Origin of the sequence: Paenarthrobacter sp. TYUT067, assembly GCF_023656375.1 — a bacterium.
GTDB lineage: Bacteria > Actinomycetota > Actinomycetes > Actinomycetales > Micrococcaceae > Arthrobacter.
Genome location: NZ_JAMOIT010000001.1, coordinates 217,200 through 239,896, shown reverse-complemented (window position 1 = coordinate 239,896; position 22,697 = coordinate 217,200). Strand labels below are relative to the sequence as shown.

Genomic DNA, 22,697 nt, shown 5'->3' with positions numbered 1-22,697 from the left:
CCCGTGCGCCCGATGAGCCAGTTCCTCGCCAAAGTTCCCCGCGGCTGGCTGATCCTCGCGTGCATCGGCCTCATTGCCCTGAACATGCGCGGACCCTTCGTGGCGGTGGCGCCCGTGGTGGATTCGTTACAGCAGGATCTCGGATTCTCGCCTGTGGAACTCGGGCTCCTGACCGGCATTCCCGTCCTCTGCTTCTCCCTTGCTTCGCCTTTGGCTTCGTTGGCCGGGCGCCGCCTGGGCGCCGAATTCGCGGTGATGCTCACCCTGCTGGGTGTTCTTGTGGGCGTGGTGATTCGATCCAGCGGCGGTGGCATTTCGGTCATGGTGGGCACGGTCATCATTGGCGTGGCCATCACCATCGGCAATATTGCAGTGCCGCTGATCATCCGTCGAGACTTCGCACCGCGGCGTCAGGCAACCGCCATGGGCGTTTACACTGCTGCACTCAACGTGGGCTCATTCCTTACCTCCGTGGCCACCGCGCCCCTCGCCGAACTAGTGGGCTGGCGGCTTGCCCTGGCTGCGAGCGCTTTGTTGGCGTTGGCGGCCATTCTGTTCTGGGTTCCAACAGTGGGTGCGCGGCGGGCGTTTGTTCCCGCTGCGGTTCCCTTGCCTGTTGCTTCCGGGGCCGGTCCTGTTGCGGGTGTTCGCTGGCTGACTGTGGGCCTGACTCTCGGCTTCGCGGGTCAGGCGTTCTCCTACTACGGGGTCACCGCGTGGTTGCCCAGTTTCCTTGCCGACGAACTCGCCATGGGTACCGCCGAAGCCGGTGCGGGGTCCTCGCTGTTTCAGATTTTCGCGATCGTGGGCGGCCTGGGCGTGCCACTCCTGGCCCGTTTCACCAGTACGACGACGGTGGCGGTCACCTTGAGCGCGCTGTGGCTTACGGTTCCCGTGGGCTTGTTGCTGGCTCCTGGTTTCTGGTGGTTGTGGTCTTCGCTGGGCGGTGTTGCGCAGGGTGGCGGGATCACGGTGATCTTCATTGCCATCATCAAGTTTGCGCAGTCGCAGGCCGCGGCCGGGAAGATGTCCGCTGTGGTGCAAGGGGTTGGTTATTGCTTCGCCGCGTTGGCTCCCACTGTTGTTGGGTTCGTGCACAGTGAGACCGATGGGTGGACGGTGCCGCTCTTCGTGATCCTCGGCTCGGTGCTCGCGTTCTGTGTGTGCACCACGTTGTCCGTGCGCTGGGTGGCCCGCCAGCGCTGAGCTCTTCTCGCGTGCCCGATTCGGGGGTTCCCTGCGGAGGATGCCGTTCGCACGGCACGGTGTGCAGCGAGCCATCGAATCGGGAGGGCCCGGGTATGGAGAAGCCCCGCTGCTGGGCTGCCTCCCCGGCGGTCGGGGTCACTTGTTGCGAAAAGTGCAGGCAGCCCAGCGTCGGGGCTTGATTGTGTCGCTACTCAGTAGATCTAAGCGGCGACGAGCTCCTCTTTCGTGGCCTCTTCACGGGCCTCGGTGAGGAAGCGGGCGTACGCGGGGATGGTCAGGAAGGTGGGGAATTCTTCGGCCAAGGTGACTTCTTCGAAGATGGCGCGGGCGTCAGCGAAGCGGTCTCCGTCGAAGCGTTCCAGGCGGGCGTATTCCTCATCCAGCATGTCCTCCACCCACTGCGCGGTGATGATGTCTCCGTGGTCCGTGATGGCGTGGGAGTGGATCCACTGCCAGAGCTGGGAACGGGAGATCTCCGCTGTGGCGGCGTCTTCCATGAGGTTGTGGATGGCCACGGCCCCGTTGCCGCGCAGCCAGGACTCGATGTAGCGGATGCCCACCTCGATGTTCAGGCGAACCCCGCCCTCGGTGATGGTGCCCTCGGTGCTGGCGATGTCGATCAGTGCACGGTCATCCGGGGTGACGTCCTCGCGGGAGCGGTCCAACTGGTTGGGCTTGTTGCCCAGCACCTTGTCAAAGACCTCGCGTGCCACGGGCACCAGATCCGGGTGGGCCACCCACGAACCGTCAAAGCCGTCGTTGGCCTCGCGGGTCTTGTCAGCACGAACCTTCTCGAACGACGCCGTGTTCGCGGCCTCGTCCTTCCGGTTCGGAACCGCTGCTGCCATGCCCCCAATGGCCATGGCACCGCGGCGGTGGCAGGCCCGGACCAACTGCTCGGTGTAAGCACGCATGAACGGCTGGGTCATGGTCACCTGGCCACGGTCCGGGAGCACGAAACGCGGTCCACGGGTGCGGAAGTTCTTGATCAGGGAGAAGATGTAGTCCCAGCGGCCGGCGTTCAAACCCGAAGCATGGTCCCGAAGTTCGTACAGGATCTCTTCCATCTCAAACGCGGCGGTGATGGTTTCGATCAGCACCGTGGCGCGGATGGTGCCCTGCGGGATGCCCAGCAGGTCCTGCGCCAGGACGAAGATGTCGTTCCACAACCGTGCTTCGAGGTGGTTCTCGATCTTCGGCAGGTAGAAGTACGGGCCCTTGCCCTGGGCGAGCAGGCGGCGGGCATTGTGGAAGAAGAACAAACCGAAGTCCACAATGCCGCCGGCGATCGGCTTCCCGTCGATCAGCATGTGCTTCTCCGGCAGGTGCCAACCACGCGGGCGAACCACAATAGTGGGCAGGTCCTCGGCGGCCTTGAGCTTGTATTCCTTGCCCTCAGGGGACGTGAAATCGATGCGCCGCTCCAGCGCATCCGTCAGGTTCAACTGCCCCTGAATCACGTTGCGCCACGTCGGCGTGGACGAGTCCTCCATGTCCGCCAGCCACACCTTCGCACCAGAGTTCAGGGCATTGATGGTCATCTTCTTATCCACCGGGCCCGTGATCTCAACACGACGATCCTCCAGCCCGGGCGCCGGGGGAGCGACCCGCCAAGACGGGTCATTCCGGATGGCCTCGGTCTGCGGCAGGAACCGCGGATCCTGGCCCCCTGAAATCTGGTTGCGGCGGGCGTGCCGCGCCTGCATCAGCTCCTGACGACGATCCGCCGTCGCCCGATGCAACTTGCCAATGAACTCGAGGGCGTCCGGCGTGAGGACCTCGTTCTGCCGGCAAATGGGCTGCGCGGTGATGGTGATGCCATTGATAGTGAAGTTGTCAGTGAAGCTGTTCATTTCAATCTCTCCTATGAGAAGCAAATGTTCGACGGCGGCGCTTGTCTGGGTGGGTTGGGGCCTTCGGGCCGGAACTGCTCTGCCTGCTATTCCCCTTATGCGGGCCTGACCTCGCTGAGCGAGGACAGACCCTGATAAGGGGTCCCCTTTTACGCAGGCTGCCGCACTACCGGCCACTCCGGCCGGGTGCCTGCCTCCCCGGTACCGATCGACCCAACGGTCGAACAAGGTGATCCGGAAGCGTGCGTAAAAGGGGCCCTGTCCCCGCCGTCGACCGAGCTTTGCGAGGTCTATCCGCGGGGATGGGGAATAGCACGCGGAGGATTACCTTGCTCGACCTCCGCAGGCAGAGCGTTGCCGGTCTGTAGGCCGGAGGTTCAGGCCGGGACCAGCTGCCGTCGGGTGTTGATTAGTGGAATTGGCCTTCTTCGGTGGATCCCACCAGGGCCAAAGTGGATGCGTTCGGGTTGAGCGCGGTTGCGATGTCGTCGAAGTAGCCGGTGCCGACTTCGCGCTGGTGCTTGGTGGCGGTGTAGCCGCGGGACTCGGAGGCGAATTCCTTCTCTTGGAGCTCGACGTACGCGCTCATGCCTTCACGGGCGTAGCCGTGGGCGAGGTCGAACATGGAGTAGTTCAGGGCGTGGAATCCGGCCAGTGTGATGAACTGGAACGTGAAGCCCATGGCACCGAGCTCACGCTGGAACTTGGCGATGGTGGTGTCGTCCAGGTGCTTGCGCCAGTTGAAGGACGGGGAGCAGTTGTAGGAGAGCATCTGATCCGGGAACTCGGCCTTGACCGATTCGGCGAACTTACGGGCCAGTTCCAGGTCCGGGGTGCCGGTCTCCATCCAGATGAGGTCGGAGTACGGTGCGTAGGCCTTTGCACGGGCGATGCACGGTTCGATTCCGTTGCGGACTTTGTAGAAGCCTTCGGCGGTACGTTCACCGGTAATGAATTCCTGGTCGCGCTCGTCAACGTCTGAGGTGATCAGGGTTGCTGCCTCGGCGTCGGTGCGGGCGATGACCACCGTGGGGGTACCGGCGACGTCGGCTGCCAGGCGGGCTGCGTTCAGGGTCCGGATGTGCTGCTGGGTGGGGATCAGGACCTTGCCGCCCAGGTGGCCACACTTCTTTTCGGAAGCGAGCTGGTCTTCCCAGTGAACGCCCGAGGCGCCGGCGGTGATCATGGACTTCATGAGTTCGTAGGCGTTGAGCGGGCCACCGAATCCTGCTTCGGCGTCGGCGACGATCGGGACCAGCCAGTCTTCAACGGTTTTGACGCCCTCGGCGTATTCGATCTGGTCTGCGCGGAGCAGGGCGTTGTTGATGCGGCGGACAACCTGGGGTACCGAGTTGGCCGGGTACAGGGACTGGTCCGGGTAGGTCTGGCCCGAAAGGTTGGCGTCGGCGGCTACCTGCCAACCGGAGAGGTAGATGGCGCGGAGGCCGGCCTTGACCTGCTGCACCGCCTGGTTGCCGGTCAGGGCCCCGAGGGCGTTGGTGTAGCCGCCGGTGGGAGCTTCCTCGGTGAGCTGCTTCCACAGCTTCTCCGAACCGCGGCGGGCCAGGGTGTGCTCTTCGGAGACGCGACCACGGAGGCGGACGACGTCGGTGGCCGAGTAATCACGGGTGACGCCTTCCCACCGCGGGTTGGCGGACCATTCAAGTTCCAGCGCTGCGGCCTGCTGCTCTGCGGACTGCTCTGCGGGTTCAAATGATGCGGTCATTTTTGATCTCCTATGTGGTGCCCGGGCCGGCCTCCGCTGCGCCTTTGCTGCATTGGCCGGCTTGCCCGGGATCTGTATTTCTTTTTCGTAAGACCTACTTTTCTGCACTTCCAAGACAGTTACTAGAGGAAAACTATGGAAAGAAATGCACTTCTTCGCGTATTCTCAATAAATGTCGCCTGTGAGCTGGAATCGCGAAGTAGCATCGCCGTCGTTGTCCGCTGCGTCCCCTGAACTGGACGTCATCAGCCTTGGCCGCCGCGTGCGCCATCTGCGCAAGCAGGCCGGGCTGACGCTGGATGACTTGAGTGCCGCCGTCGGGACCGCCCCGAGCCAGTTGAGCCTGATCGAAAACGGCAAGCGCGAACCCAAACTGGGGCTGCTGCAGCAGCTCGCCGCGTCACTGAATGTGACCATCGATCAGCTGCTGGGGGCCGAGCCGCCCAGCCGCAGGGCAGCCTTGGAAATCGAGCTGGAACGGTACCAGCGCGGGCCGCTGTACGAATCCCTGAATCTGCCCAAAATCCGCATCAGCTCGCGGCTTCCGCTCGATGTGCTGGAGTCGCAGGTGGGGCTGCTTCAGGAACTCGAACGCAAACTAAATGAGCAGGTGGCGACGCCGGAAGAAGCCCGCCGCGCGAACGGCGAGTTGCGTGCCATGATGCGCGAGCGCGGTAACTATTTCCCCGAGTATGAGGCGGAGGCGCAGAAGGTCCTCAAAGGGGTTGGCTACACCACGGGTCCGCTCAGCCAGCACGTCATTGCGGACATCGCCGAGAACCTTGGATTTACGCTGCATCACGTGGGCGATTTGCCGCACTCCACGCGGTCCGTGACCGATTTGAAGAACCGCAGAATTTATCTCACGCAGAACCAGCGCCAGGATCACGATCCGCGGTCTGTTTTGCTCCAGGCGCTGGGACACTACGTGCTGGGGCATGAAACTCCACGGAACTACGGGGATTTCCTGGCGCAGCGGGTGGCCACCAACTACTTTGCCGCGGCGTTGTTGCTGCCGGAGCAGGCCACGGTGGAATTTCTGCAGAAGGCCAAGGCTGCCAAGGAAATCGCTGTGGAGGACATCCGCGACGCCTTCGCCGTGTCCTACGAAACCGCAGCGCACCGCTTTACCAACCTCGCCACCAAGCACCTGGGCATCACCACACACTTCCAGAAGACCCACCAGTCCGGCATCATCTACAAGGCCTACGAGAACGATGGCGTGGCCTTCCCGCAGGACCACACGGGGGCCATCGAGGGTCAGCCGTCGTGCAAGGCATGGACCTCGCGGGCGGTATTCGATGTGCCGGACAAGTTCAGCGCCTACAGCCAATACACGGACACTCCGTCGGGCACCTACTGGTGTACTGCCCGCACCGAACGCTCCGCCGCTGGTGAATTTTCCTTGAGCATTGGGGTGCCATACCAGCACGTGAAGTGGTTCCGTGGCCGGGAGACCACGGCCCGGGCAACGTCAAACTGCCCGGACCCGAATTGCTGCAAGCGACCCCCGGCCTCGCTGGCGAACGAGTGGGCCGGCAATGCGTGGCCCTCCGCCCGCGCACACTCGCACCTGCTTGCCGCCATGCCCCCGGGTGCGTTCCCGGGCGTGGACGAGACCGAGGTGTACAGCTTCCTGGCGGCCCACTCCGAGCGCTGACGCTCTCTCACGTCCCGCGTGTTAGAGCCGATCGCTCTCTCACGTCACGCGTAGTGGGCTATGGCGCTTGCTGCCAAACCCTCAGATTAGAGGGCCGGGCTACTTCATGAGATGGCTGGTGCTCAACAGTCAATGCGGCGGCGCCCGGCCCCTTGAAGGTCTTCGCGCCTGAGGAGTAGCCTGCACGCAAGAAGCGGAGATTGCAGGATTGGCCTAGGAGCGCGGCATGAATGTGCTAAGCCAGATACTCGCTGGATCCACCGGCCTGGCACTGATAAGCGTTGGCGTCCTGGAGATCTTCTTCCATGGCGACCAACGGTTCCACCGGATCTTCCTGATCAGGCCGGAAGACGTGCGCGCAGTTCGGATGTGGGCGATGAATGTTGGCGCCTACAACATCACCTTCGGCCTCGGCATCGCAGTGGGCCTGTGGCTAGTGAACTTCTCAGGCACTCCCGCCAGCGGGTCAGCCATAGTGATTTTCTGCTGCGCGTGCCACGTCTTCCTTGGTTTCTGGCTGTGGGTCACAGAGAAGCGCCTCCTGCTCAGCGCCATCGGCCAGGCGCTCTTCCCGGCGTTGGCAATCGTCTTTTACCTTGTATTTCGCTAGGGGGTGGTAGTTGGCGAAGGCTGGTCAAAGGGCAGCGGGCGAGCCAGGGATCAGCGGACCAGTCGCTTCACCAGCACGGCCGCAGCATCAACAACCTCGTCGGCCTCGTGCTTGGAGGCGCTCAGGGCAACTTCCTGGCCGGACACAGTCACGATGTCCGTGATCACGGCTACGGTGAGTCGGCCCAGGGTGTCGTCGCTGGCGCCGAGGAGCACGGTGTTCTGCCGGACCCACTCGCGCCCACGTTCCCGCCGCAGGACTTCGAAGCCTGGGGGAGTGTCGCCCTCGATGAACACGCGCTCCAGGTCCCGGTGCTTCCACGTGTAGTCGAAGTAGCTCCGGCTGCCTACGTTGAAAAGTGCCAGGGGATCGGATTCGCCGGCCTTCCGGGCTTTGGCCACGGCCGCGGCAACGAGCTTTTCGTGTTCGTTTTGGTAGTCGTCCCAAAGTGCGAGGAAGAGTTCGGTTTTGCCACCAAAGTGGTGGTAGAGGCTGCCAACGCTGGATCCCGCGCGGGAAACAATGTCGGAGATGCTCGCGTCGGTGAAGCCATGTTCCACGAAAACGTGGGTGGCAGCGTCCAGCAGGTTGCGTTGGGTGGCTGCTGTCCGGGTCCATTGCCACGAGCCCGCGTTGCTGGCTACTTCGGACGTCTTACGGACCACGCTTGGGCTCCTCTCGCAGGCAGGACGTAGATCGGAGTGTCGGACGGCTATTTTCTGGAATCCTACCTCCGAAAGAATCCACATAGCTAACAACAAGCCTTGACTGAGCCTTGAACTGCGGGAAATAATTCTGGAAGTCTGTTCTAGAAATACACATTGCGGCATGTATCCGAATGCTGCGATTTTTGACGCAGGACGCCCCGAAACCCGGGTGCCGTTTTTACCGTCGGGCTGCAACTGGTTGAATCGCTATATAGCGCCAACTGGTCGCAGCCAAACAAGCCAGAGAGGAACGCGGCCTGATGTCCGTTTCAAGCAAGTCGTCCGGGATCACGTCGAACAGGTGGTTCAAGCCCGTCGTCGTCACCGCAGGAGCTTTGGTGGTGGCACTGATCCTGGTGCTCATTGCTCAATGGCTCCGGACCCTTCAGCCCGTGCAGCAGTTCCTGGTGGACTACCCCGGGCACTCGGCCATTCCTGAGGGCACCCCCACTGGCTTCCCCGCGTGGCTCGGGTGGCAGCACTTCCTCAACATGTTCTTCATCGTCCTGATCATCCGTTCGGGCTGGCAGGTACGCACCACCACCCGCCCGGCCGCCAACTGGACCAGAAACAACAAAGGTCTCATCAAGACCAAGAATCCACCCACCAAGATCAGCCTGGATCTCTGGTTCCACCTGACGCTGGACGCACTCTGGGTCTTGAACGGCATCATCTTCATCGTGCTCCTCTTCGCCACCGGCCACTGGTTGCGCATTGTCCCCACCAACTGGGACGTCTTCCCGAACGCGGTCTCAGCAGGCCTGCAATACGCCTCGCTGAATTGGCCCGTCGAAAACGGCTGGAACAACTACAACAGCCTGCAGCTCCTGACCTACTTCATCACGGTCTTCATCGCGGCCCCGCTGGCCATCATTACCGGAATCAGGATGTCCGGTGCGTGGCCCAAGAAGGCAGCGATCAACAAGTTCTACCCAATCGAGCTTGCCCGCAAGATCCACTTCCCAGTGATGATCTACTTCGTGGCCTTCGTGATTGTCCACGTCACGCTGGTGCTGGCAACCGGCGCGCTGAGGAACCTCAACCACATGTACGCGTCCACTGACGATAACAACAGCTGGTGGGGCTTCGGCATCTTCGCGGCTTCCATTGTCTTCACCGCGGCGGCCTGGTTCCTGGCCCGGCCACTGTTCCTGCGGCCCATTGCCTCGCTGATGGGCAAGGTCTCGCGCTAGCGTCCACACGTTCGCACAAAGAAAACTTCGCGCAAAGAAAACAGCCGCCCCGGAAGTGTTTCCGGGGCGGCTGCTTGTGTCTGTAGCGAGAGAGGCTAGGACAGAGCCCCACCCTGCCACAGTGCATCAAACGGAGCGCCGGAGGACACCCGGTTCTTGATACCGGCAGTCACGAAAGCTTTCGAGGTGCGGGCGGCTTCAAGGGGCGTCGCGCCCTTGGCCAGTTCGGCGGTCACAGCGGCAGCAAGCGAGCAGCCGGCACCGGACACGGCCACTTCGCCAACCTTCGGGGCGCGCAGGACCTCCAGCGTCTCACCGTCGTAGTAAACGTCGACGGCGTCGGGGCCTTCCAGCCGCACCCCACCTTTGGCGAGGACTGCTGCGCCGCTGATTTCGTGGATCCGAACGGCGGCAGCCTTGAGGGACTCTTCGTCCGTGATGGTGAGCCCGGACAGGGACTCGGCTTCAAAGTGGTTCGGCGTCACGAAGGTAGCCAGCGGCAGGATTTGTGCCTTCAAAGCTTGGTCGGTGTCCAGCGCGTGTCCCGGTTCCTGGCCCTTACAGATCAACACCGGGTCCAGCACCACGTGCTTGAACGAGCCGTCAGTCAGCGCCTTCTCCACCGTGCTGATGGTTGCCGGGCTTCCGAGCATGCCGATCTTGACGGTGTCCAGCACCGATGGTGCGCCGGAAGCGGCACCGTAGGCCGCCGTCGTGGCCTCCAGTTGGTCTGCGATGACTTGCTGGTCCACCGGCACAAAACGGTGGTTCCAGTTGTCCTTCGGGTTGAAGGAAACGATGCAGGTGAGGTTCGCGATGCCGAACACGCCGAGTTCCTGGAAGGTCTTGAGGTCGGCCTGTGCGCCGGCGCCTCCGGTCGCTTCGGAGCCGGCAATGGTCAGGGCAATGGCAGGGGCAACGGCTGAAGTCATGGTTTCCATTTTGCCAGTTTCCCGGTCGTACGCCGATTCCGGCCTGTGAAAGGTGCTCGTGAGTCCTAGCCGTGCAGCGCCCTGTAGGCAGCTTCGGCCGCCGGATGCAGCGGGATACCCGCGGTGTTGATGAGCGTCTCCGGGCTAAGGAATTGCACGCCGGTGCTGGATGTGGGAACCAGGTCCTGAGCCTGCTCCACCAGCAACTCCACTGTCCGCCGAACAACATGATCGGCCAGGTCCCTGCGGCACAGGAGCAGGTTCGCAACGCCCACTGTCCAGACGGCGGGAGCGTTGCCGTAGCTGTTGGCGGGGATCAGCACGCGGTCGTAAAAGAACCCCGACTGAGCCCGCGTCGCCGGGATGAGCTCGGAAATATCCAGTAGCCGAAGTCCAATGTCCTTTGCTGCGGCAGCGATGGGAGCGGTGGGCACTCCTCCCGATTGGATCATCACATCAATCGAACCGTCCTGCAGTGAGGCCAGGGCCTGGTTTAGGCCGAGGTTGACTTGCTTCACGGCGCGGGGCGGCTCAGAAAGTCCCGCGGCTGTGATGATCCGTCCAGCGGTCAGGGTGGTCCCCGAGCCCACTTCGCCCACGCCCGCGGTCTTCCCGGCGAGGTCTGCCAGGGTCCGTATCCCGCTGTCTTCGCGGACGATGCAGTGGACATAGTTCTGGTACACCTTGCCCAGCGCCACCAAACCCTCTCCGGTCCGGCTGGTGGCAGCGGCCTGGGCTGCTGCATCTGCCAGTGCGACGGCGAACGTCGCCTCGCCGGATAAGACCCGCTGGATGTTCTCCAGACTGCCGCCAGTGGTCAATGCGACGGCCCTTTCGGCGATGCGCTCCCGCTGCAACAGGCCTGCCAGGAGAGTGGCGAACTCCAGATAGAAGCCACCGGATTCACCACCGGCAACCGTGAGCTCCTGCAGGGGTTCCTCCGGCGTGCAGGCGGTGGTCGTCGCGAGCAGGCTGCCGCCCAGGCCGATCGCGACGGCGGTTTTGAGGGCGTTCCGCCGGGAGAACCTGGGTAAGTCAGGCATGCGTGCCCTCCTTGGGTTTCACGAACTCGAGGCGGGCCGTCAGGCCATGGGGATCGCCCGGCTCCAGGATCAGTCGCCCTCCATTTGCCTGCGCCAGCCGCTCCACGATGGTCATGCCCAGACCGTTGCCGGGAATCTTGCTGTGCTGCGGCGCCCGCCAGAACCTGGTGGTGGACGCGGCCAGTTGCTCGGCTGGGAGGCCGGGCCCGTCGTCGGAAATCACGACGGCGGTGCCGCCTTGCGTCGGCTGGGTCGCCACGGAGATACGCGCAGCGGGGGCGTACTTGATGGCGTTGGCGAGGAGTTCGCCCACCATGTGCGCGAGTTCGTCGGGGTCGCACATGATGTGGTTTTCCGAGGTTGGGGCCAACAACGTCAGCTGCGATCCTGCACGGTGAGCGGCCGGCGCCGCCCTTTCCACTTCACCCTGCAGGACCGGGTAGGGGTCGATGACGGCCAGGCGTTTGTGCTCTGCTTCTTGCACGCGCGTAGCCCCCTCAGAGGCGCGGTGTTCCGCCGTCGCCAGCTTCAGCACGCCGTCGAGCATTTCCTCCACCCGCTCGAGTTCCGCAACGACGCCGGCGGCTGCCTCCTTCTCGGGTTCCGAGCGCAAGGCGAGCTGCAGCAGATCGATGCGCAGGCGCAGCGCGCCAACAGGGTTCCGGAGTTGATGTGAAGTGTCGGCAATGAGCCGGCGCTGCGACTCCATGCTTTCGGTCACGGCGTCGGCCATAGTGGTGAAGGAGCGGCTCAGCTCGCGCAGCTCAGGCGGACCGGCTTCAGGAAGCTGGCTGGTTTTGCCCGTGGATTCCAACTCGTGGACAGCTTTGCTCAGTCTGTGCACCGGGCGAAGGACCCAGGCAGTGATGCGCGATGCCGCCAGCAGGAGCAGCGCACCCAGCGCCAAGGCGGCGGTTCCGACGGCGAGCCAGCGCTCCCGTAGCTTCTGCCGGGCCGCGTCGAGGTCCACTTCAAGGACTACCTCGCCGAGTACCTGGCTGGCGGTGCCGAAAGATCTTGAAATAGTGTCCCCGCCGGAGCCAAAGGCACGGATGGGGCTGAGCGTGGTGTCGCTGAGGTTGAGGCTCGCCCGGTTCAGAGCATCCCTGACCTCGGGCTGGTCCTCGCTGAGGCCGCCGGAACGGAGGGTTTTCTGTTGGAGCCGGATCAGAATTCCTTCATCATATAGCTCTGAGTATCGGTCCATCTCGCGCTGGAGTTGGGTGGTGTCGTTATCCTCCGCAGCTTCGCTGGCCAGTTGCGCAAAGCGGTTCAGGGCTGCGACGCGGTTGATTTGTAGTTCCTGGGTGAGTTCCCGGCTGGCCGAGGTCAGGATCACGCTGGACACCGTAACCACGATGATCACCACCAGCAGGCTCAGGATGCCGAGGACGCGGACTTTCACGGTTGCTCGACGCGATAGCCGACGCCGCGGACGTTGATGATGAAACCGGGAAGCTGGAGCTTGGACCTGAGGCCGGTCAGGTGCACGTCCAATGACCGTGAGTGGGCCAGGAAGGCGTCGCCCCAGAGCGCGTCAAGGATCTGCTCACGCGTGACAACCGAGCCTGCGTTCCTGACGAGGAGGCTCAGGAGGTCGAACTCCGTGGCGGTCAGGGCCAGTTGTCTTTCCCCGACGGCGGCCGTGCGGCGATCGAGGTCTACTTCCAGTTCTCCGAGCACGATGCTGTGCGGCGTTGCATTGCCCGCCCGATTGGTTCTGCGCGTCACGGCCTCGATTCTGGCCAGCAATTCCACGAGCTTCACCGGTTTGACGAGGTAGTCATCCGCTCCCGAACGGAGTCCAAGAACCACACTGCGTTCGTCGTCGCGGGCCGTCAGGATCAGGATGGGAACCGTTGTGACTTGGCGCAGCTTCCGCAGCACGTCCAAACCGTCCATGTCCGGAAGGCCAAGGTCAAGCAGGATCACCTCGTGCTGCCGGTGGGCCAGGAGTGCGTCCTCGCCGCGGGCCACCCTGGTGTGCTTGTGGCCAGCGGAGGCGACGGCAGCATTCAAGGCCGACGCCATGGCGTCGTCATCCTCGACGATGAGCACATGCACTGTCTGGGTCCTTTGTTTCGCGGGTCTGGTTCGCTACTAGAGCTTAACGTTGCGAGGCCCGCTCTGCGCCCTTCGGAGTATCCAAAGTGCGCAGAACGGGCCTCACAAGGCAGGCAGGCTAGGCGTCGACGCGAGCCTTCATGCCGTCGTCGTCGGTTTCCTTTGCAGAGACCTTGGCGACGAAGGCGTTGCCCTGCTCCGCGTCCAAGTGCGTCGCCTTCTTGTTCTTCAACGCGAAGATGTACACCAGCAGCGAGATGAAGATTGCGGCCGTCACGTAGGTGAAGAAGAGGTCCACCTGGTCCGACTTCTGCAGCGCAGCACCGATCAGTGGAACGGTGCCACCGAACAGCGAGTTGGCAATCGCGTAACCGAGCCCAACGCCGAGCGCGCGGATGGACGCCGGGAACAGCTCAGCCTTCACCAGAGCGTTGATGGACGTGTAACCACCCACCATGAGCAGGCCGCCGAGCATCAGCAGGAATGCGATGAACGGATCCTTGGTGCCGGAAAGGGTGGAGAGCAGCGGCCACGTGAAGAGCACGCCGGTCACGCCGAACCAGATCAGCAAGGGCTTGCGGCCAACCTTGTCCGAGATCAGGCCGTACACAGGCTGCAGCAGCATGAAGATCAACAACGCCCAGAAGTTGATCACTGAGGTATCGGTCTTGGCGATGCCGGATGTATCGTTCATGAACTTCAGGATGAAGTTGGTGTACGTGTAGAACGCCACGGTGCCGCCAAGGGTGATGCCGATGCAGATGAGCAGTGGCTTCCAGTGCTTGGTGAGCAGGAGCTTCATAGTGCCAGGCTGGGCCTCGCCCTCAACCTTGACGTGGGCGGCGCGGAGCTGATCGGAGGACAGCGTTTCTTCCATGGAACGGCGGAGCCAGAGAACAACCAAAGCAGCGACACCACCGATGGCGAACGGAATCCGCCAGCCCCATGCCGTCAGGTCTTCCTTGCTCATGGTGTTCTGCAGGATCACCAGCACCAGGAGGGCCAGCATCTGTCCGCCAATCAGCGTCACGTACTGGAAGCTGGAGAAGAAGCCTCGACGCTTGGCCGTCGCCGCCTCGGACATGTAGGTAGCGCTGGTGCCGTACTCCCCGCCAACCGAGAAGCCCTGCACCACACGGATGAACACCAGCAGGATCAGGGCCCAGAGGCCGATCACGTCCTGCGTCGGCAGGATCGCGATGGCGAAGGAACCGGCCGACATCAGCGTCACGCTGAGCGTCAGCGCAGCCTTGCGGCCCTTCCGGTCGGCATAGCGGCCGAAGAACCAGCTACCGATGGGACGCATGAGGAACGACGTCGAGAAGACAGCCATCGCCTCAAGGCCTGCCTGCAGATCGTCCGAGGAGTTGAAGAAGTGCGACTGGAAATACGCCGCGAAAACCGTATAGACGTAGAGGTCGAACCACTCCACGAGGTTGCCCGCGGAGCCCTTGAGGATGTTGCTCACGGCTTTACGTGTCTGGGCGGCTTCGCTCAGAGGTGCAGCTTGTTGGGTGCTCATCAATGAACCTTCCTGGACGGCAGCGTTTTGCAACGGCCGTGTCTTGCATGAGTTCGTTCTGTCCATGAAGCTCGTGCTCATGGCGTCCTTGCGCATGGCTCTTCGTTGACTAAGAAAGGCCCTCCGGGGTGAAGAGGACATGTTCCAAACTATGGGTGATGCACGGCACAGCCCTAGTCCGCGGGGGATTTCCTAACACTTCCTTAGGTTTCGGGTGACGTCGGTTAGTGCTCGACGGCGGGCGTTTGCCACAGGATTCCCGGCTGCCGGTTCGGCTGTGGCTTTCCCGGGCGGCCGGGGTTATCTTCTTGGCATGGGTGCAGTTCTACGAACCGCCCGCGCGGTGAAACGTGAGGCAGCCAGCATTCCGCTGCCACCAGGGCAGGTTGTGGGCCTGGTGCTGGATGTAGTCCTCGATCGTGTGCATCCCGCCTCCGTCCCTGGGCGCGACGCTCACCTTGGGCGCGACGCTCTCCCTGGGCACGACGTCCGACGCCGCGACGTCCGACTCCGGGCGGCCGGTACGGGCTTGGCGCTGACCGGCGCGGGAATCACCGCTTGGGCTGTTGCGGAGCGCCGGCGTAAAACGACTGGAAGCTTTGCTCTGGGCCATCCCGAAGGTTTGGTGACCAGCGGACCCTATGCGGCGAGCCGCCACCCGATGTATTTGGGGTGGTGGCTGATTCACTCAGGTGTGGCGGTTTCCAGGGGTTCCGCTTGGGCTCTGGTGACTTTGCCTGCTGGAATGCTGGTGGAACATCTGGGCGCGCTGTGGGAAGAAAATATGCTCAGGGAGCGATTCGGCCAGTCCTATGCCGACTATCAGAGAGACGTTCCCCGCTATGTGGGCTCGCCCATCTGGTTGATTCGCACCAGCTTCCACACTGCGAGGCGGCCCACGCCGGCAGCGGCTGCGATCGACAAGGAAAACAGAAACGAACCCGTGGACGAAAATGCGCCGAAGGGTACGCACATGAGCAAACCCGCAGCGAAGAATGCGGCCACGTGAACCCACTGGTTCCGAACGCGTCGGAGGGCCAGTCCGAGGAGTGATCCTACTGCGGCACCAACTGCCCAGACTGGGAGAAGGCTGTAAATGAAAAAGACAACGGCCCACTCGGGACTTTGGCTGGACAGCAACACGCAGAACGTCAAGTGCGCTACGGCGATGCCCAGCGTCAGTCCCTTGCCTCCCAGTACCACCCGATCCTTCGGTCCGTAGCGCCATCCAGTGGATGGGCTCCTTGTTGCCAGTGCGTACTCTTCATCGATTGACCACGGGTCCTGACTCATGACTACCTCCGAGGGATGTGAGCGAGGGATCGGCTCAAGGGGCGATTATGTGAGAGAGGGATCGGCTTTGCCCTTGGCGATCTGATTCAGCGCACCAGCCAGGGCGGGGTACTGGAAAGAGAATCCTGCGTCGAGCAACTTGCGGGGCTCCACCCATCTGCTCTTCAACACCAGCTCCGTTTGCGTGCGGATCAGAACGGCTCCGGCCTCGAGCAGCCACGCTGGAGTGGGAATGCCAAAGGGGACACCCATACTTTGCCGAACAAGTGACATCAGCTCCCGGTTGTCCACGGGGTAGGGCGTTGCCGCGTTCACCGGACCCGCCACTCCGGCATCCGCGTGGATAAATACCACCGCACGGAACAAGTCCTCCACATGGATCCAGCTGAACTTCTGCGTGCCCGGGCCCATGTGTCCGCCCAGCCCAAGCCGGGCCAGGTTCCGGAGAGGGCTCATCACGCCACCGGCCCCCAAGACAATCGCAATGCGCAGCGGCACCTTTCGCGTAGCCGGCACAACAGCAGCCGCTAACTCATCCTCCCAAGCCCTGGCCACGTCCACGGAGAACCCGCTGCCCAATTCGCCCGATACCTCGGACTGTGGGTGATCTTCTGCGTGCCTGTAGATGGTTCCGGTGCTCGAGTTGATCCACGTCCGGGGCGGTTGGGCGCAAGCAGCCACAGCCCGGCTCAATGCACGCGTGGTCAGAACCCGGGAGTCCAGAATCTCCCGCCGGTGCTTCTCGTCGTAACGGCAATTCACAGACCGTCCGGCGAGGTTCACCAGCAGTTCGGCGCCGTCCAGCGCTTTGGTGATGGCGCCGTCGTCGTCCCATTGTGCGTCAGCCGAAGCGTCCCGCCCCACCGTCCTGACCTGCCAGCCTTCTTCAAGAAACCGACGCCTGAAGTAACTGCCAATGAAGCCGGAAGCACCTGCGATCACCACCGTCCGCGGCATTATGAGTCTTCCTTGACGCTGCGTACGAGCCCCAAAACGTCGTCGAACACTTTGCTCACGCCGGGAATCTTCGCCAGCGACAGGCCGCGAGCCACCAGCGGGGCAGCGCCGTCGATCAGTTTGCGTGTGCGGCGTTGGCCTTCGGACCGGTCATAAACCCAGAACAGCGCCACGCCCATGTACGCCAACCACAGCAGTTCGGGCAGATCGCCGCGCAGTTTCTTGGCGACGGCGGGGGAGGAACCGTCGACGGCGGAACGGAAGATTGCGAGTGAGGCCTCGCGGGCGGCGGTGGACGCCTCGCCAAATGGGTTGACGGGCGACGACGGCCGGATCGCCGTCGCGATGAAGTCGGAACCGAACTGGTGGTACGGAGACATGACGTCGACGCCGGTGTGCAGCACGGCTTTCAAGCGCCCTGAGAGATCCTGGACGCCCTCAAGCGCCTGCGCCGCAACTACGGCGTGCTCATCCTGGACTTGGATGTACAGCTCCTGGACCAGCTCGTCCTTGGAAGCGAAGTAGTAGTAGGCGTTACCTACCGACACTCCGGCCTCCTGTGCAATGGCGCGCATTGTGGTCTTCTCGAAGCCGATCTCACGGAACATCTTCAGCGCCACATCGGCCACCAGTTGCCGGGTCTGTTCACTCTTTGCTGCCATCAGCTGCTCCTTGCGTGAAGTTTTGAACGTGTTCAAGAATGAGTATGTCACGAGTTCTGAACGTGTTCAAAAGTTTGAGTGAGCGAGCATTTGGTTTAGGCCCGCGGGATGTGAGAGAAGGTGGTCCGAAAGGGGTGGGATGTGAGAGAGGGTGCGTGGTGGGAGAATGGAACCGGTGCCGGGCCGAATGCCCCACCAACCACAGTGCTGATACAGCGGGGCACCCTCAATAAGGGGGCCTGCGCGAACCACTACGAAATGGATGACCCATGCCCTCGCCCTCAGGCTCCAGTACCTTGAGCAAGCCCGCGCCGCGCTTTGCGTCGATCGGCTCCCCGTATTTCGGCATCATGCTGGCCATCATGGCCGTGGTGCTGATCCTGTCCAACATCGGCGCCTCCAAGGGCGTTGTGCTCGGGCCGATCATCACAGACGGCGGGTTCTTCCTGTTCCCCATCGCGTACATCCTGGGTGACGTGATGAGCGAGGTCTACGGCTTCAAAGTTGCCCGCAAGGCGATCATTACCTCCTTTGCGTTGTCGGTCTTCGCCTCGCTCTGCTACTGGATCATCATCGTGCTGCCCGGCTTCAACGACGAGTACGGAACCGCCAAGCAGGCTGCCATTGAGGGCGCCCTTGGTCCCGTGCCGCAGATCGTGCTCGCTTCCCTGCTCGCATTCCTGGCAGGACAGACCATCAACTCGTGGATCCTGGTGAAGATGAAGGCCCGCACCGGCGAAAAGAGCCTCTGGGCGCGCTTGATGGGCTCCTCCGTGGTGGGCGAATTCGTGGACACCCTGATTTTCTGCAGCATCGCAGCGTCCGTCATTGGCATCACTGACGCGGGTTCGTTCCTGAACTACGTCCTGGTTGGCTTCGTGTACAAGACCGCCGTGGAGTTCCTGTTCGTACCGGTCACTGTGCTGGTGGTTGGTTGGATCAAGAAGCGCGAACCGAGCTACGGGGCAGCCGCAGCCTAGGCTTGTGCTGAGTTCGCCGGAAACGTGTGAGTTCGCTGCTCCGGCGTTGTCGCGCTGCTCCGGCCACCCTCATCTCCTGAGCGCTTTCAGAACACGTGCTTTGAACTCCTGCTCCTGAAACAGGTCCTTCCATTCCACCCGGATGAAGAACCAGCCGTCCTCTACCAAGGCCTTCTCCCGGCGTCGTTCCTCAAAGATCACCCGGTCAGTGCGGGCGTACTTGAAGTACTTGACCTCCCCGTCGAATTCAAGGGCCACCTTCTCTTTCTTCCATGCGAAGTCCATCCGGTGCCGACCAACCCGACTTTGCACTTCCACTTGCGCCGTGGGCATGGGCAATTTGAGGCGGGCGAGTAGTTCCCGGCACAGAGTTTCGCCAGGAGATTCGGAACTGGGGTCAGCATTGGCCAGGCATCTCTGCAAGGTACGGCAGCCTCGTCGTCCGGAGAAAGTACTTGAGTGGGCTTGCATGAGCTGCTTGTCCGCTCCGAGCCGCAGCCCGTGATCCATGATGATCAACGCTTGCCGGTAATTCAGAGTCTTGGCACAGTCCAGAACAGTCCGCTCAAGGTCGGTGACCCGGAGGAACTCCACAGTGGTGATCTGGGAAGGCGGCAACCGTAGTTTGTGCCCGCGAACATCTTTGCCGAGGCGCTCACTGGATGGGTTGGTGGGAAGTGTGACGTGGATGGTTTGATCCACGTTCCACAGAAAAAGTCCGTGCAGCCTCGCCGCCGACGTGTGGCTATAAACGTAGCCGTCGGTGGAGGTGGTGAGGGTTCCGTGTGCATGTGCGTGGATCAGTAGCTTGCCGCGGACGTCATCCGGCTGATTTGCCCATGCCGCGCGGCGTATATAACAGCCTTGGCGCACTCGGATGAGGTCACCCCGGCGGACCAGCGTGCCGATTGCCCGTGAACTGAGTCCCAGTTCATTGAGCTGCCTGGTGCGCCAAAGGGCTCCAAGTTGGGGGAGGGTAGCAGTTGGTTTCTGACTCATCACCCCAGCCTTAGGCAGGCTGGACGCCGAAAGTAGCCCCCGCCGTCGTTATGTGGACAACGGCTCCGGCGATCTCGGCGCGGCTAGGAGTAGTACCGGCCCAGGGTCTCCGCCTTGAACTCGAAGAACTCCCCGGATTCGATGGCCAGGCGGGCGTCGTCCACCATCTTCACCACGAAGCGCTCGTTGTGGATGGAGATCAGCGTTGCCGAGAGCATTTCCTTGGCCTTGAACAGGTGATGGATGTAGGCGCGCGAGTAGTTCACGCACGTGTAGCAGTCGCAGCCATCCTGCAGTGGTCCGAAATCGGCCTTGTACTTAGCCCCGGACAGGTTGAACCGGCCAAAGGGCGTGTAGAACGCGGAATTCCTGGCCACACGGGTGGGGGAGACGCAGTCAAAAGTGTCGGCGCCGTTCTCGATTGCCGTGAAGATATCGTCCGGCTCGGAGATGCCCAGCAGGTGCCGTGGCTTGTTCTCCGGCAATTCCTCATTGCACCAACGCACAATAGTGCCCAGGTTCTCCTTCTCCAGCGCACCGCCGATCCCGTACCCGTCAAAGGGCATGGCGCCGAGGTCCTGGCATGCCTTGCGGCGCAGGTCCTCATACTGGGCTCCCTGGATCACCCCGAACAGGGCCTGGTACGGCTTGCCCTCGCGGGAGGCGGTTAGGGAAGCATGCTCCTCCAGGCACCGCAGCGCCCACAACCGGGTCCGTTCCAGCGACTCCTCTTGGTAGGCCCGCGAATTCTGCAGCGTGGTCAGCTCGTCGAAGGCGAACATGATGTCCGCGCCGATCTGGTGCTGTACCTGCATGGAAATCTCAGGGGAGAAGCGGTGCCGGTCCCCGTTGAGGTGCGACTTGAACCAGACGCCGTCGTCGTCAATGTGTGCCAGCCGTTCCTTGCCCGGAGCCACAGCGTCATCAGGCCCGGAGCTGTCCACATTCTTCATATCGATGACCTTCTTGAACCCCGAGCCCAGGCTCATCACCTGGAATCCGCCGGAGTCGGTGAAGGTCGGCCCGGACCAGTTCATGAAGGCACCCAGTCCGCCCGCGGCGTCCAGGATTTCCGCTCCCGGCTGCAGGTACAGGTGGTACGCGTTGGCCAGCACGGCCTGCGCGCCAAGGTCCGCAACGGACTCGGGCAGTACGGCTTTGACCGTGGCTTTGGTTCCGACGGCGATGAACGCGGGCGTCTGAATGGTTCCGTGCGGCGTGGTGATGGTTCCGGTGCGGCCCAGGAAAGAACCGCCGTTGGCGGCTATCTGGGCGTCCGACGGCGAGCACGTCTCGGTCAGGCGCTGGCCCACCGAAAAGGAGAACTCGGATTGCCGGCGGGACAAACCGGGCAGCGCAGGGGAAGATGCAGGGGCAGATGAGGAAGCTGGCACGCTTCCAAGTGTGCCAGCTCTACCGTGAGTAACCCGCCGGACAAACCCTAGGACCCGTACTTCTCAGCTTTCCAGTTGTCCCACGAGGACCGGATGTCCGCCAAAGTGTGGGCCCCCAAATCGTAAGTGGAGGCAATCACCATGGAGCCGCCGTCGGGCCTTTTCTCCGGAATGGGCAGTTGCTCGGCCACGATCAGTAGCCCGTCCCCGTGCTCGGCGTAGCTGTGAACGGTGAGGCCCACTTGGTGCCGGCTCTTGAACCACACCTTGCCGGAGATCTTCTCGCCGGTGGCAAGCGTGAGTGAGTATTCCTCCCCAACGGGCGGAAGATCACCGAGCCCCAATTTTTCGATCGCAGGCCCGCCTTTGCCGGGCAGGGACAGGAAGTGCGTCCTGCGGTGCCCGTGGGGGTGCCGTTCCAAGGCGAAACGCAGCTGGTGCAGGAACGTGAGCCAGCCCTGGGTGATGTCCTCGTCCCAGTCCGCCCATTCCGAATTGTGGTCCAGGGCGGCCCGGGTGACCTTCACTTCGGTGCCTCCGGAGACCGGGTGGAGCTCAAAAATGTCACCGCCGTTGACGGTCAGGCTTGTGTGATCGGGCCCCTCCACCACATCGGTGTTGAAGTAAATTTGTTTGATTTCGTCGGTGAGATCGTCAGCTTCCCAGCCGTGCCATTGAGCCACCAGCGACGGTTCGCGCAGCATTGTCCAAACCTGCTGCGCGTCGGCATTAACCACAACGCTCAGATTGTTCGTCATGGACCCGAATCTACCGTCGTTGGCGCCCACATAACAGGTCTTGACAGCCCCCAATGACAGTTAGGCGCGGACCGATTCCAGTTCGTTGCCGATCCGCCGGGCCAGCTCTTCCTCGCCGATGGTCTTGGAGCCCCCGTGGGCGCGCAGGAACATCAGCGCTTCAAGCCGGAGGAACCGCCATTCGCGCTCGGCCTCACGATTCCCATTGTCGATCGCGCGGAAGATTTCCTTGTCATACAGGTTGGGTTCGTTGAGTGAGCGCTGGCGCACGCGGGCGTTGATCCGGGCCTTGAAGGGGTCTTCTTCCTGGGACTCGGGCGCACGCAGCAGTTTCTCGTACACAGCGGCGCGCTCGGATTGGCCGGCTTCGCGGCATATGAAACTGGACAGCGCCAGCGCCCGTTCGATCGAGGCCCAGCGGTCCAGGTTGCCGTCAAAGGGCAGCACGTTCAGCAGATCGGCCACGGCCAGGGCGTGGTCCGGATCGCGCAGCACGATGCACAGGTCGAAGGCAAGATCACTGAGGTCCCGGAGGCAGCTCCCGGATTTCGTGTTGATGCCCTTCGCCAGCCGTTCCGCCAGGACCTGCACGCCGTTCTTGCCCTTGTGGTTGGCGGCCGCGGCACGGACCACGGCTTCGGGTGTGCCGTCGGGCTCCGGAATGAGCGCAAGCTCCTCGGCGGTGGGGCCGGTGTACGTTGGTGGGGTCTCCGGGCGGGGAGGCACGACGACGGCGGCTCCGGCTTGCGCTTGGGCGTCGCCTTCCGCGGGGGTGCTGGTGCGGGAGTGGCCGGACTCGGAAGCGGTGGTGGCGTTCAGGGCTGCGTCGGCGGAGGAGTCCGAGGCGCTTGAGTCTGCGCCGGAGTCGGCCGGAACACCGTCGCCCACAGGAACACTGGACCCTGTAGCGATCCGCACCGTGCCGCCGTCCACCATTGTTACCAGCAGCAGCGCTGCTACGCCGTAATCGTCGTTTTGCACCTCAAGGGCGACGATTTCCTCGGCCGGGCCATCCCCGGGCGGGAACACAAAATCCCCGGGCTGCAGGTCCCCAGCCTGCTTTTCTCTGTACTGCTGTGTGGCTGGGCTGTGAGTCATCGGAAGTCCTTTGGTTCTCGTGGGGTCCGCCGTCCAG

The 22,697-nt window shown here is 62.7% G+C and carries 20 protein-coding genes; 6 read left to right on the top strand and 14 right to left on the bottom strand.

Translation table 11 applies throughout. The features are described 5' to 3' along the window. Nucleotides 1–12: 12 nt before the first annotated feature. On the top strand, nucleotides 13–1,206 hold the full coding sequence (locus tag MOD31_RS01045; protein WP_250819637.1) for a CynX/NimT family MFS transporter: 1,194 nt from the start codon (nucleotides 13–15) through the stop codon (nucleotides 1,204–1,206). Nucleotides 1,207–1,409: 203 nt separating this feature from the next. Here the strand turns inward: MOD31_RS01045 and aceB are convergent, their stop codons facing one another. Together aceB and aceA are read right to left on the bottom strand one after the other, a co-directional pair. Next, nucleotides 1,410–3,062 (bottom strand): malate synthase A, encoded by a 1,653-nt coding sequence (gene aceB / locus MOD31_RS01040; protein ID WP_223941746.1) that lies wholly within the window; start codon nucleotides 3,060–3,062, stop codon nucleotides 1,410–1,412. 409 nt (nucleotides 3,063–3,471) lie between these two features. After that, nucleotides 3,472–4,788, bottom strand: a complete 1,317-nt coding sequence (aceA, locus tag MOD31_RS01035) for an isocitrate lyase (RefSeq protein ID WP_110504936.1) — start codon at nucleotides 4,786–4,788, stop codon at nucleotides 3,472–3,474. A 172-nt stretch (nucleotides 4,789–4,960) separates the two neighbouring features. Here aceA and MOD31_RS01030 point away from each other — a divergent pair, with 172 nt between their 5' ends. Beyond that, on the top strand, nucleotides 4,961–6,448 hold the full coding sequence (locus MOD31_RS01030; RefSeq protein WP_250819636.1) for an XRE family transcriptional regulator: 1,488 nt from the start codon (nucleotides 4,961–4,963) through the stop codon (nucleotides 6,446–6,448). 226 nt (nucleotides 6,449–6,674) lie between these two features. Then, nucleotides 6,675–7,058 (top strand): DUF1304 family protein, encoded by a 384-nt coding sequence (locus MOD31_RS01025; protein ID WP_142936711.1) that lies wholly within the window; start codon nucleotides 6,675–6,677, stop codon nucleotides 7,056–7,058. A gap of 50 nt (nucleotides 7,059–7,108) precedes the next feature. On the opposite strand, the gene MOD31_RS01020 is transcribed toward MOD31_RS01025, so the two are convergent. Next, the gene (locus tag MOD31_RS01020) at nucleotides 7,109–7,723 is read right to left on the bottom strand and encodes a TetR/AcrR family transcriptional regulator (RefSeq protein WP_166841347.1); all 615 of its coding nucleotides are present in this window, start codon (nucleotides 7,721–7,723) and stop codon (nucleotides 7,109–7,111) included. Between the two features lie 302 nt (nucleotides 7,724–8,025). On the opposite strand from MOD31_RS01020, the gene MOD31_RS01015 reads away from it, so the two are divergent. Further along, a complete protein-coding gene (locus MOD31_RS01015) occupies nucleotides 8,026–8,958 on the top strand; it encodes a cytochrome b/b6 domain-containing protein (protein WP_250819635.1) in 933 nt (310 codons plus the stop codon). A gap of 95 nt (nucleotides 8,959–9,053) precedes the next feature. Here the strand turns inward: MOD31_RS01015 and MOD31_RS01010 are convergent, their stop codons facing one another. The 5 genes from MOD31_RS01010 to MOD31_RS00990 form a co-directional block, all read right to left on the bottom strand. After that, nucleotides 9,054–9,890, bottom strand: a complete 837-nt coding sequence (locus MOD31_RS01010) for a hydroxymethylpyrimidine/phosphomethylpyrimidine kinase (RefSeq protein ID WP_374206954.1) — start codon at nucleotides 9,888–9,890, stop codon at nucleotides 9,054–9,056. A 65-nt stretch (nucleotides 9,891–9,955) separates the two neighbouring features. Further along, the gene (locus tag MOD31_RS01005; protein ID WP_250819633.1) at nucleotides 9,956–10,933 is read right to left on the bottom strand and encodes a TAXI family TRAP transporter solute-binding subunit; all 978 of its coding nucleotides are present in this window, start codon (nucleotides 10,931–10,933) and stop codon (nucleotides 9,956–9,958) included. Further along, the gene (locus MOD31_RS01000) at nucleotides 10,926–12,338 is read right to left on the bottom strand and encodes a HAMP domain-containing sensor histidine kinase (protein ID WP_250819632.1); all 1,413 of its coding nucleotides are present in this window, start codon (nucleotides 12,336–12,338) and stop codon (nucleotides 10,926–10,928) included. Before MOD31_RS01000 ends, MOD31_RS01005 begins: the two co-directional genes overlap by 8 nt. Further along, a complete protein-coding gene (locus MOD31_RS00995) occupies nucleotides 12,335–12,997 on the bottom strand; it encodes a response regulator transcription factor (RefSeq protein ID WP_250819631.1) in 663 nt (220 codons plus the stop codon). Before MOD31_RS00995 ends, MOD31_RS01000 begins: the two co-directional genes overlap by 4 nt. A gap of 118 nt (nucleotides 12,998–13,115) precedes the next feature. Further along, complete coding sequence (locus MOD31_RS00990; protein ID WP_250819630.1) at nucleotides 13,116–14,519, bottom strand: MFS transporter; 1,404 nt, start codon at nucleotides 14,517–14,519, stop codon at nucleotides 13,116–13,118. 313 nt (nucleotides 14,520–14,832) lie between these two features. On the opposite strand from MOD31_RS00990, the gene MOD31_RS00985 reads away from it, so the two are divergent. After that, nucleotides 14,833–15,528 carry an isoprenylcysteine carboxylmethyltransferase family protein gene (locus MOD31_RS00985; RefSeq protein ID WP_250819629.1) on the top strand — a complete coding sequence of 232 codons (696 nt, stop codon included), beginning with the start codon at nucleotides 14,833–14,835 and terminating at the stop codon, nucleotides 15,526–15,528. Between the two features lie 329 nt (nucleotides 15,529–15,857). On the opposite strand, the gene MOD31_RS00980 is transcribed toward MOD31_RS00985, so the two are convergent. Both MOD31_RS00980 and MOD31_RS00975 read right to left on the bottom strand, forming a co-directional pair. After that, nucleotides 15,858–16,772, bottom strand: coding sequence for a TIGR01777 family oxidoreductase (locus MOD31_RS00980; protein ID WP_250819689.1), 915 nt, complete (start codon nucleotides 16,770–16,772; stop codon nucleotides 15,858–15,860). Then, nucleotides 16,769–17,431, bottom strand: a complete 663-nt coding sequence (locus tag MOD31_RS00975; RefSeq protein WP_250819628.1) for a TetR/AcrR family transcriptional regulator — start codon at nucleotides 17,429–17,431, stop codon at nucleotides 16,769–16,771. Before MOD31_RS00975 ends, MOD31_RS00980 begins: the two co-directional genes overlap by 4 nt. A 269-nt stretch (nucleotides 17,432–17,700) precedes the next feature. On the opposite strand from MOD31_RS00975, the gene MOD31_RS00970 reads away from it, so the two are divergent. Next, nucleotides 17,701–18,411 carry a queuosine precursor transporter gene (locus MOD31_RS00970; RefSeq protein ID WP_223941754.1) on the top strand — a complete coding sequence of 237 codons (711 nt, stop codon included), beginning with the start codon at nucleotides 17,701–17,703 and terminating at the stop codon, nucleotides 18,409–18,411. Between the two features lie 69 nt (nucleotides 18,412–18,480). On the opposite strand, the gene MOD31_RS00965 is transcribed toward MOD31_RS00970, so the two are convergent. The 4 genes from MOD31_RS00965 to MOD31_RS00950 form a co-directional block, all read right to left on the bottom strand. Continuing rightward, on the bottom strand, nucleotides 18,481–19,410 hold the full coding sequence (locus tag MOD31_RS00965) for a type IV toxin-antitoxin system AbiEi family antitoxin domain-containing protein (RefSeq protein WP_250819627.1): 930 nt from the start codon (nucleotides 19,408–19,410) through the stop codon (nucleotides 18,481–18,483). 83 nt (nucleotides 19,411–19,493) lie between these two features. Then, nucleotides 19,494–20,804: a tRNA guanosine(34) transglycosylase Tgt gene (gene tgt, locus MOD31_RS00960; RefSeq protein ID WP_250819626.1), complete on the bottom strand. Its 1,311-nt coding sequence runs from the start codon at nucleotides 20,802–20,804 to the stop codon at nucleotides 19,494–19,496. A gap of 47 nt (nucleotides 20,805–20,851) precedes the next feature. Then, nucleotides 20,852–21,562, bottom strand: a complete 711-nt coding sequence (locus MOD31_RS00955) for an SRPBCC domain-containing protein (RefSeq protein ID WP_142936689.1) — start codon at nucleotides 21,560–21,562, stop codon at nucleotides 20,852–20,854. A gap of 60 nt (nucleotides 21,563–21,622) precedes the next feature. Beyond that, a complete protein-coding gene (locus MOD31_RS00950) occupies nucleotides 21,623–22,660 on the bottom strand; it encodes a DUF6707 family protein (protein WP_250819625.1) in 1,038 nt (345 codons plus the stop codon). Nucleotides 22,661–22,697: the final 37 nt, after the last annotated feature.

Coding starts and splice junctions, on each gene's coding strand:
- MOD31_RS01045 (WP_250819637.1), top strand. CDS start 13: ATGAGCCAGTTCCTCGCCAAAGTTCCCCGCGGCTGGCTGATCCTCGCG.
- aceB (WP_223941746.1), bottom strand. CDS start 3,062: ATGAACAGCTTCACTGACAACTTCACTATCAATGGCATCACCATCACC.
- aceA (WP_110504936.1), bottom strand. CDS start 4,788: ATGACCGCATCATTTGAACCCGCAGAGCAGTCCGCAGAGCAGCAGGCC.
- MOD31_RS01030 (WP_250819636.1), top strand. CDS start 4,961: ATGTCGCCTGTGAGCTGGAATCGCGAAGTAGCATCGCCGTCGTTGTCC.
- MOD31_RS01025 (WP_142936711.1), top strand. CDS start 6,675: ATGAATGTGCTAAGCCAGATACTCGCTGGATCCACCGGCCTGGCACTG.
- MOD31_RS01015 (WP_250819635.1), top strand. CDS start 8,026: ATGTCCGTTTCAAGCAAGTCGTCCGGGATCACGTCGAACAGGTGGTTC.
- MOD31_RS01010 (WP_374206954.1), bottom strand. CDS start 9,890: ATGACTTCAGCCGTTGCCCCTGCCATTGCCCTGACCATTGCCGGCTCC.
- MOD31_RS01005 (WP_250819633.1), bottom strand. CDS start 10,933: ATGCCTGACTTACCCAGGTTCTCCCGGCGGAACGCCCTCAAAACCGCC.
- MOD31_RS00990 (WP_250819630.1), bottom strand. CDS start 14,519: ATGAGCACCCAACAAGCTGCACCTCTGAGCGAAGCCGCCCAGACACGT.
- MOD31_RS00985 (WP_250819629.1), top strand. CDS start 14,833: ATGGGTGCAGTTCTACGAACCGCCCGCGCGGTGAAACGTGAGGCAGCC.
- MOD31_RS00975 (WP_250819628.1), bottom strand. CDS start 17,431: ATGGCAGCAAAGAGTGAACAGACCCGGCAACTGGTGGCCGATGTGGCG.
- MOD31_RS00970 (WP_223941754.1), top strand. CDS start 17,701: ATGCCCTCGCCCTCAGGCTCCAGTACCTTGAGCAAGCCCGCGCCGCGC.
- MOD31_RS00965 (WP_250819627.1), bottom strand. CDS start 19,410: ATGAGTCAGAAACCAACTGCTACCCTCCCCCAACTTGGAGCCCTTTGG.
- MOD31_RS00955 (WP_142936689.1), bottom strand. CDS start 21,562: ATGACGAACAATCTGAGCGTTGTGGTTAATGCCGACGCGCAGCAGGTT.
- MOD31_RS00950 (WP_250819625.1), bottom strand. CDS start 22,660: ATGACTCACAGCCCAGCCACACAGCAGTACAGAGAAAAGCAGGCTGGG.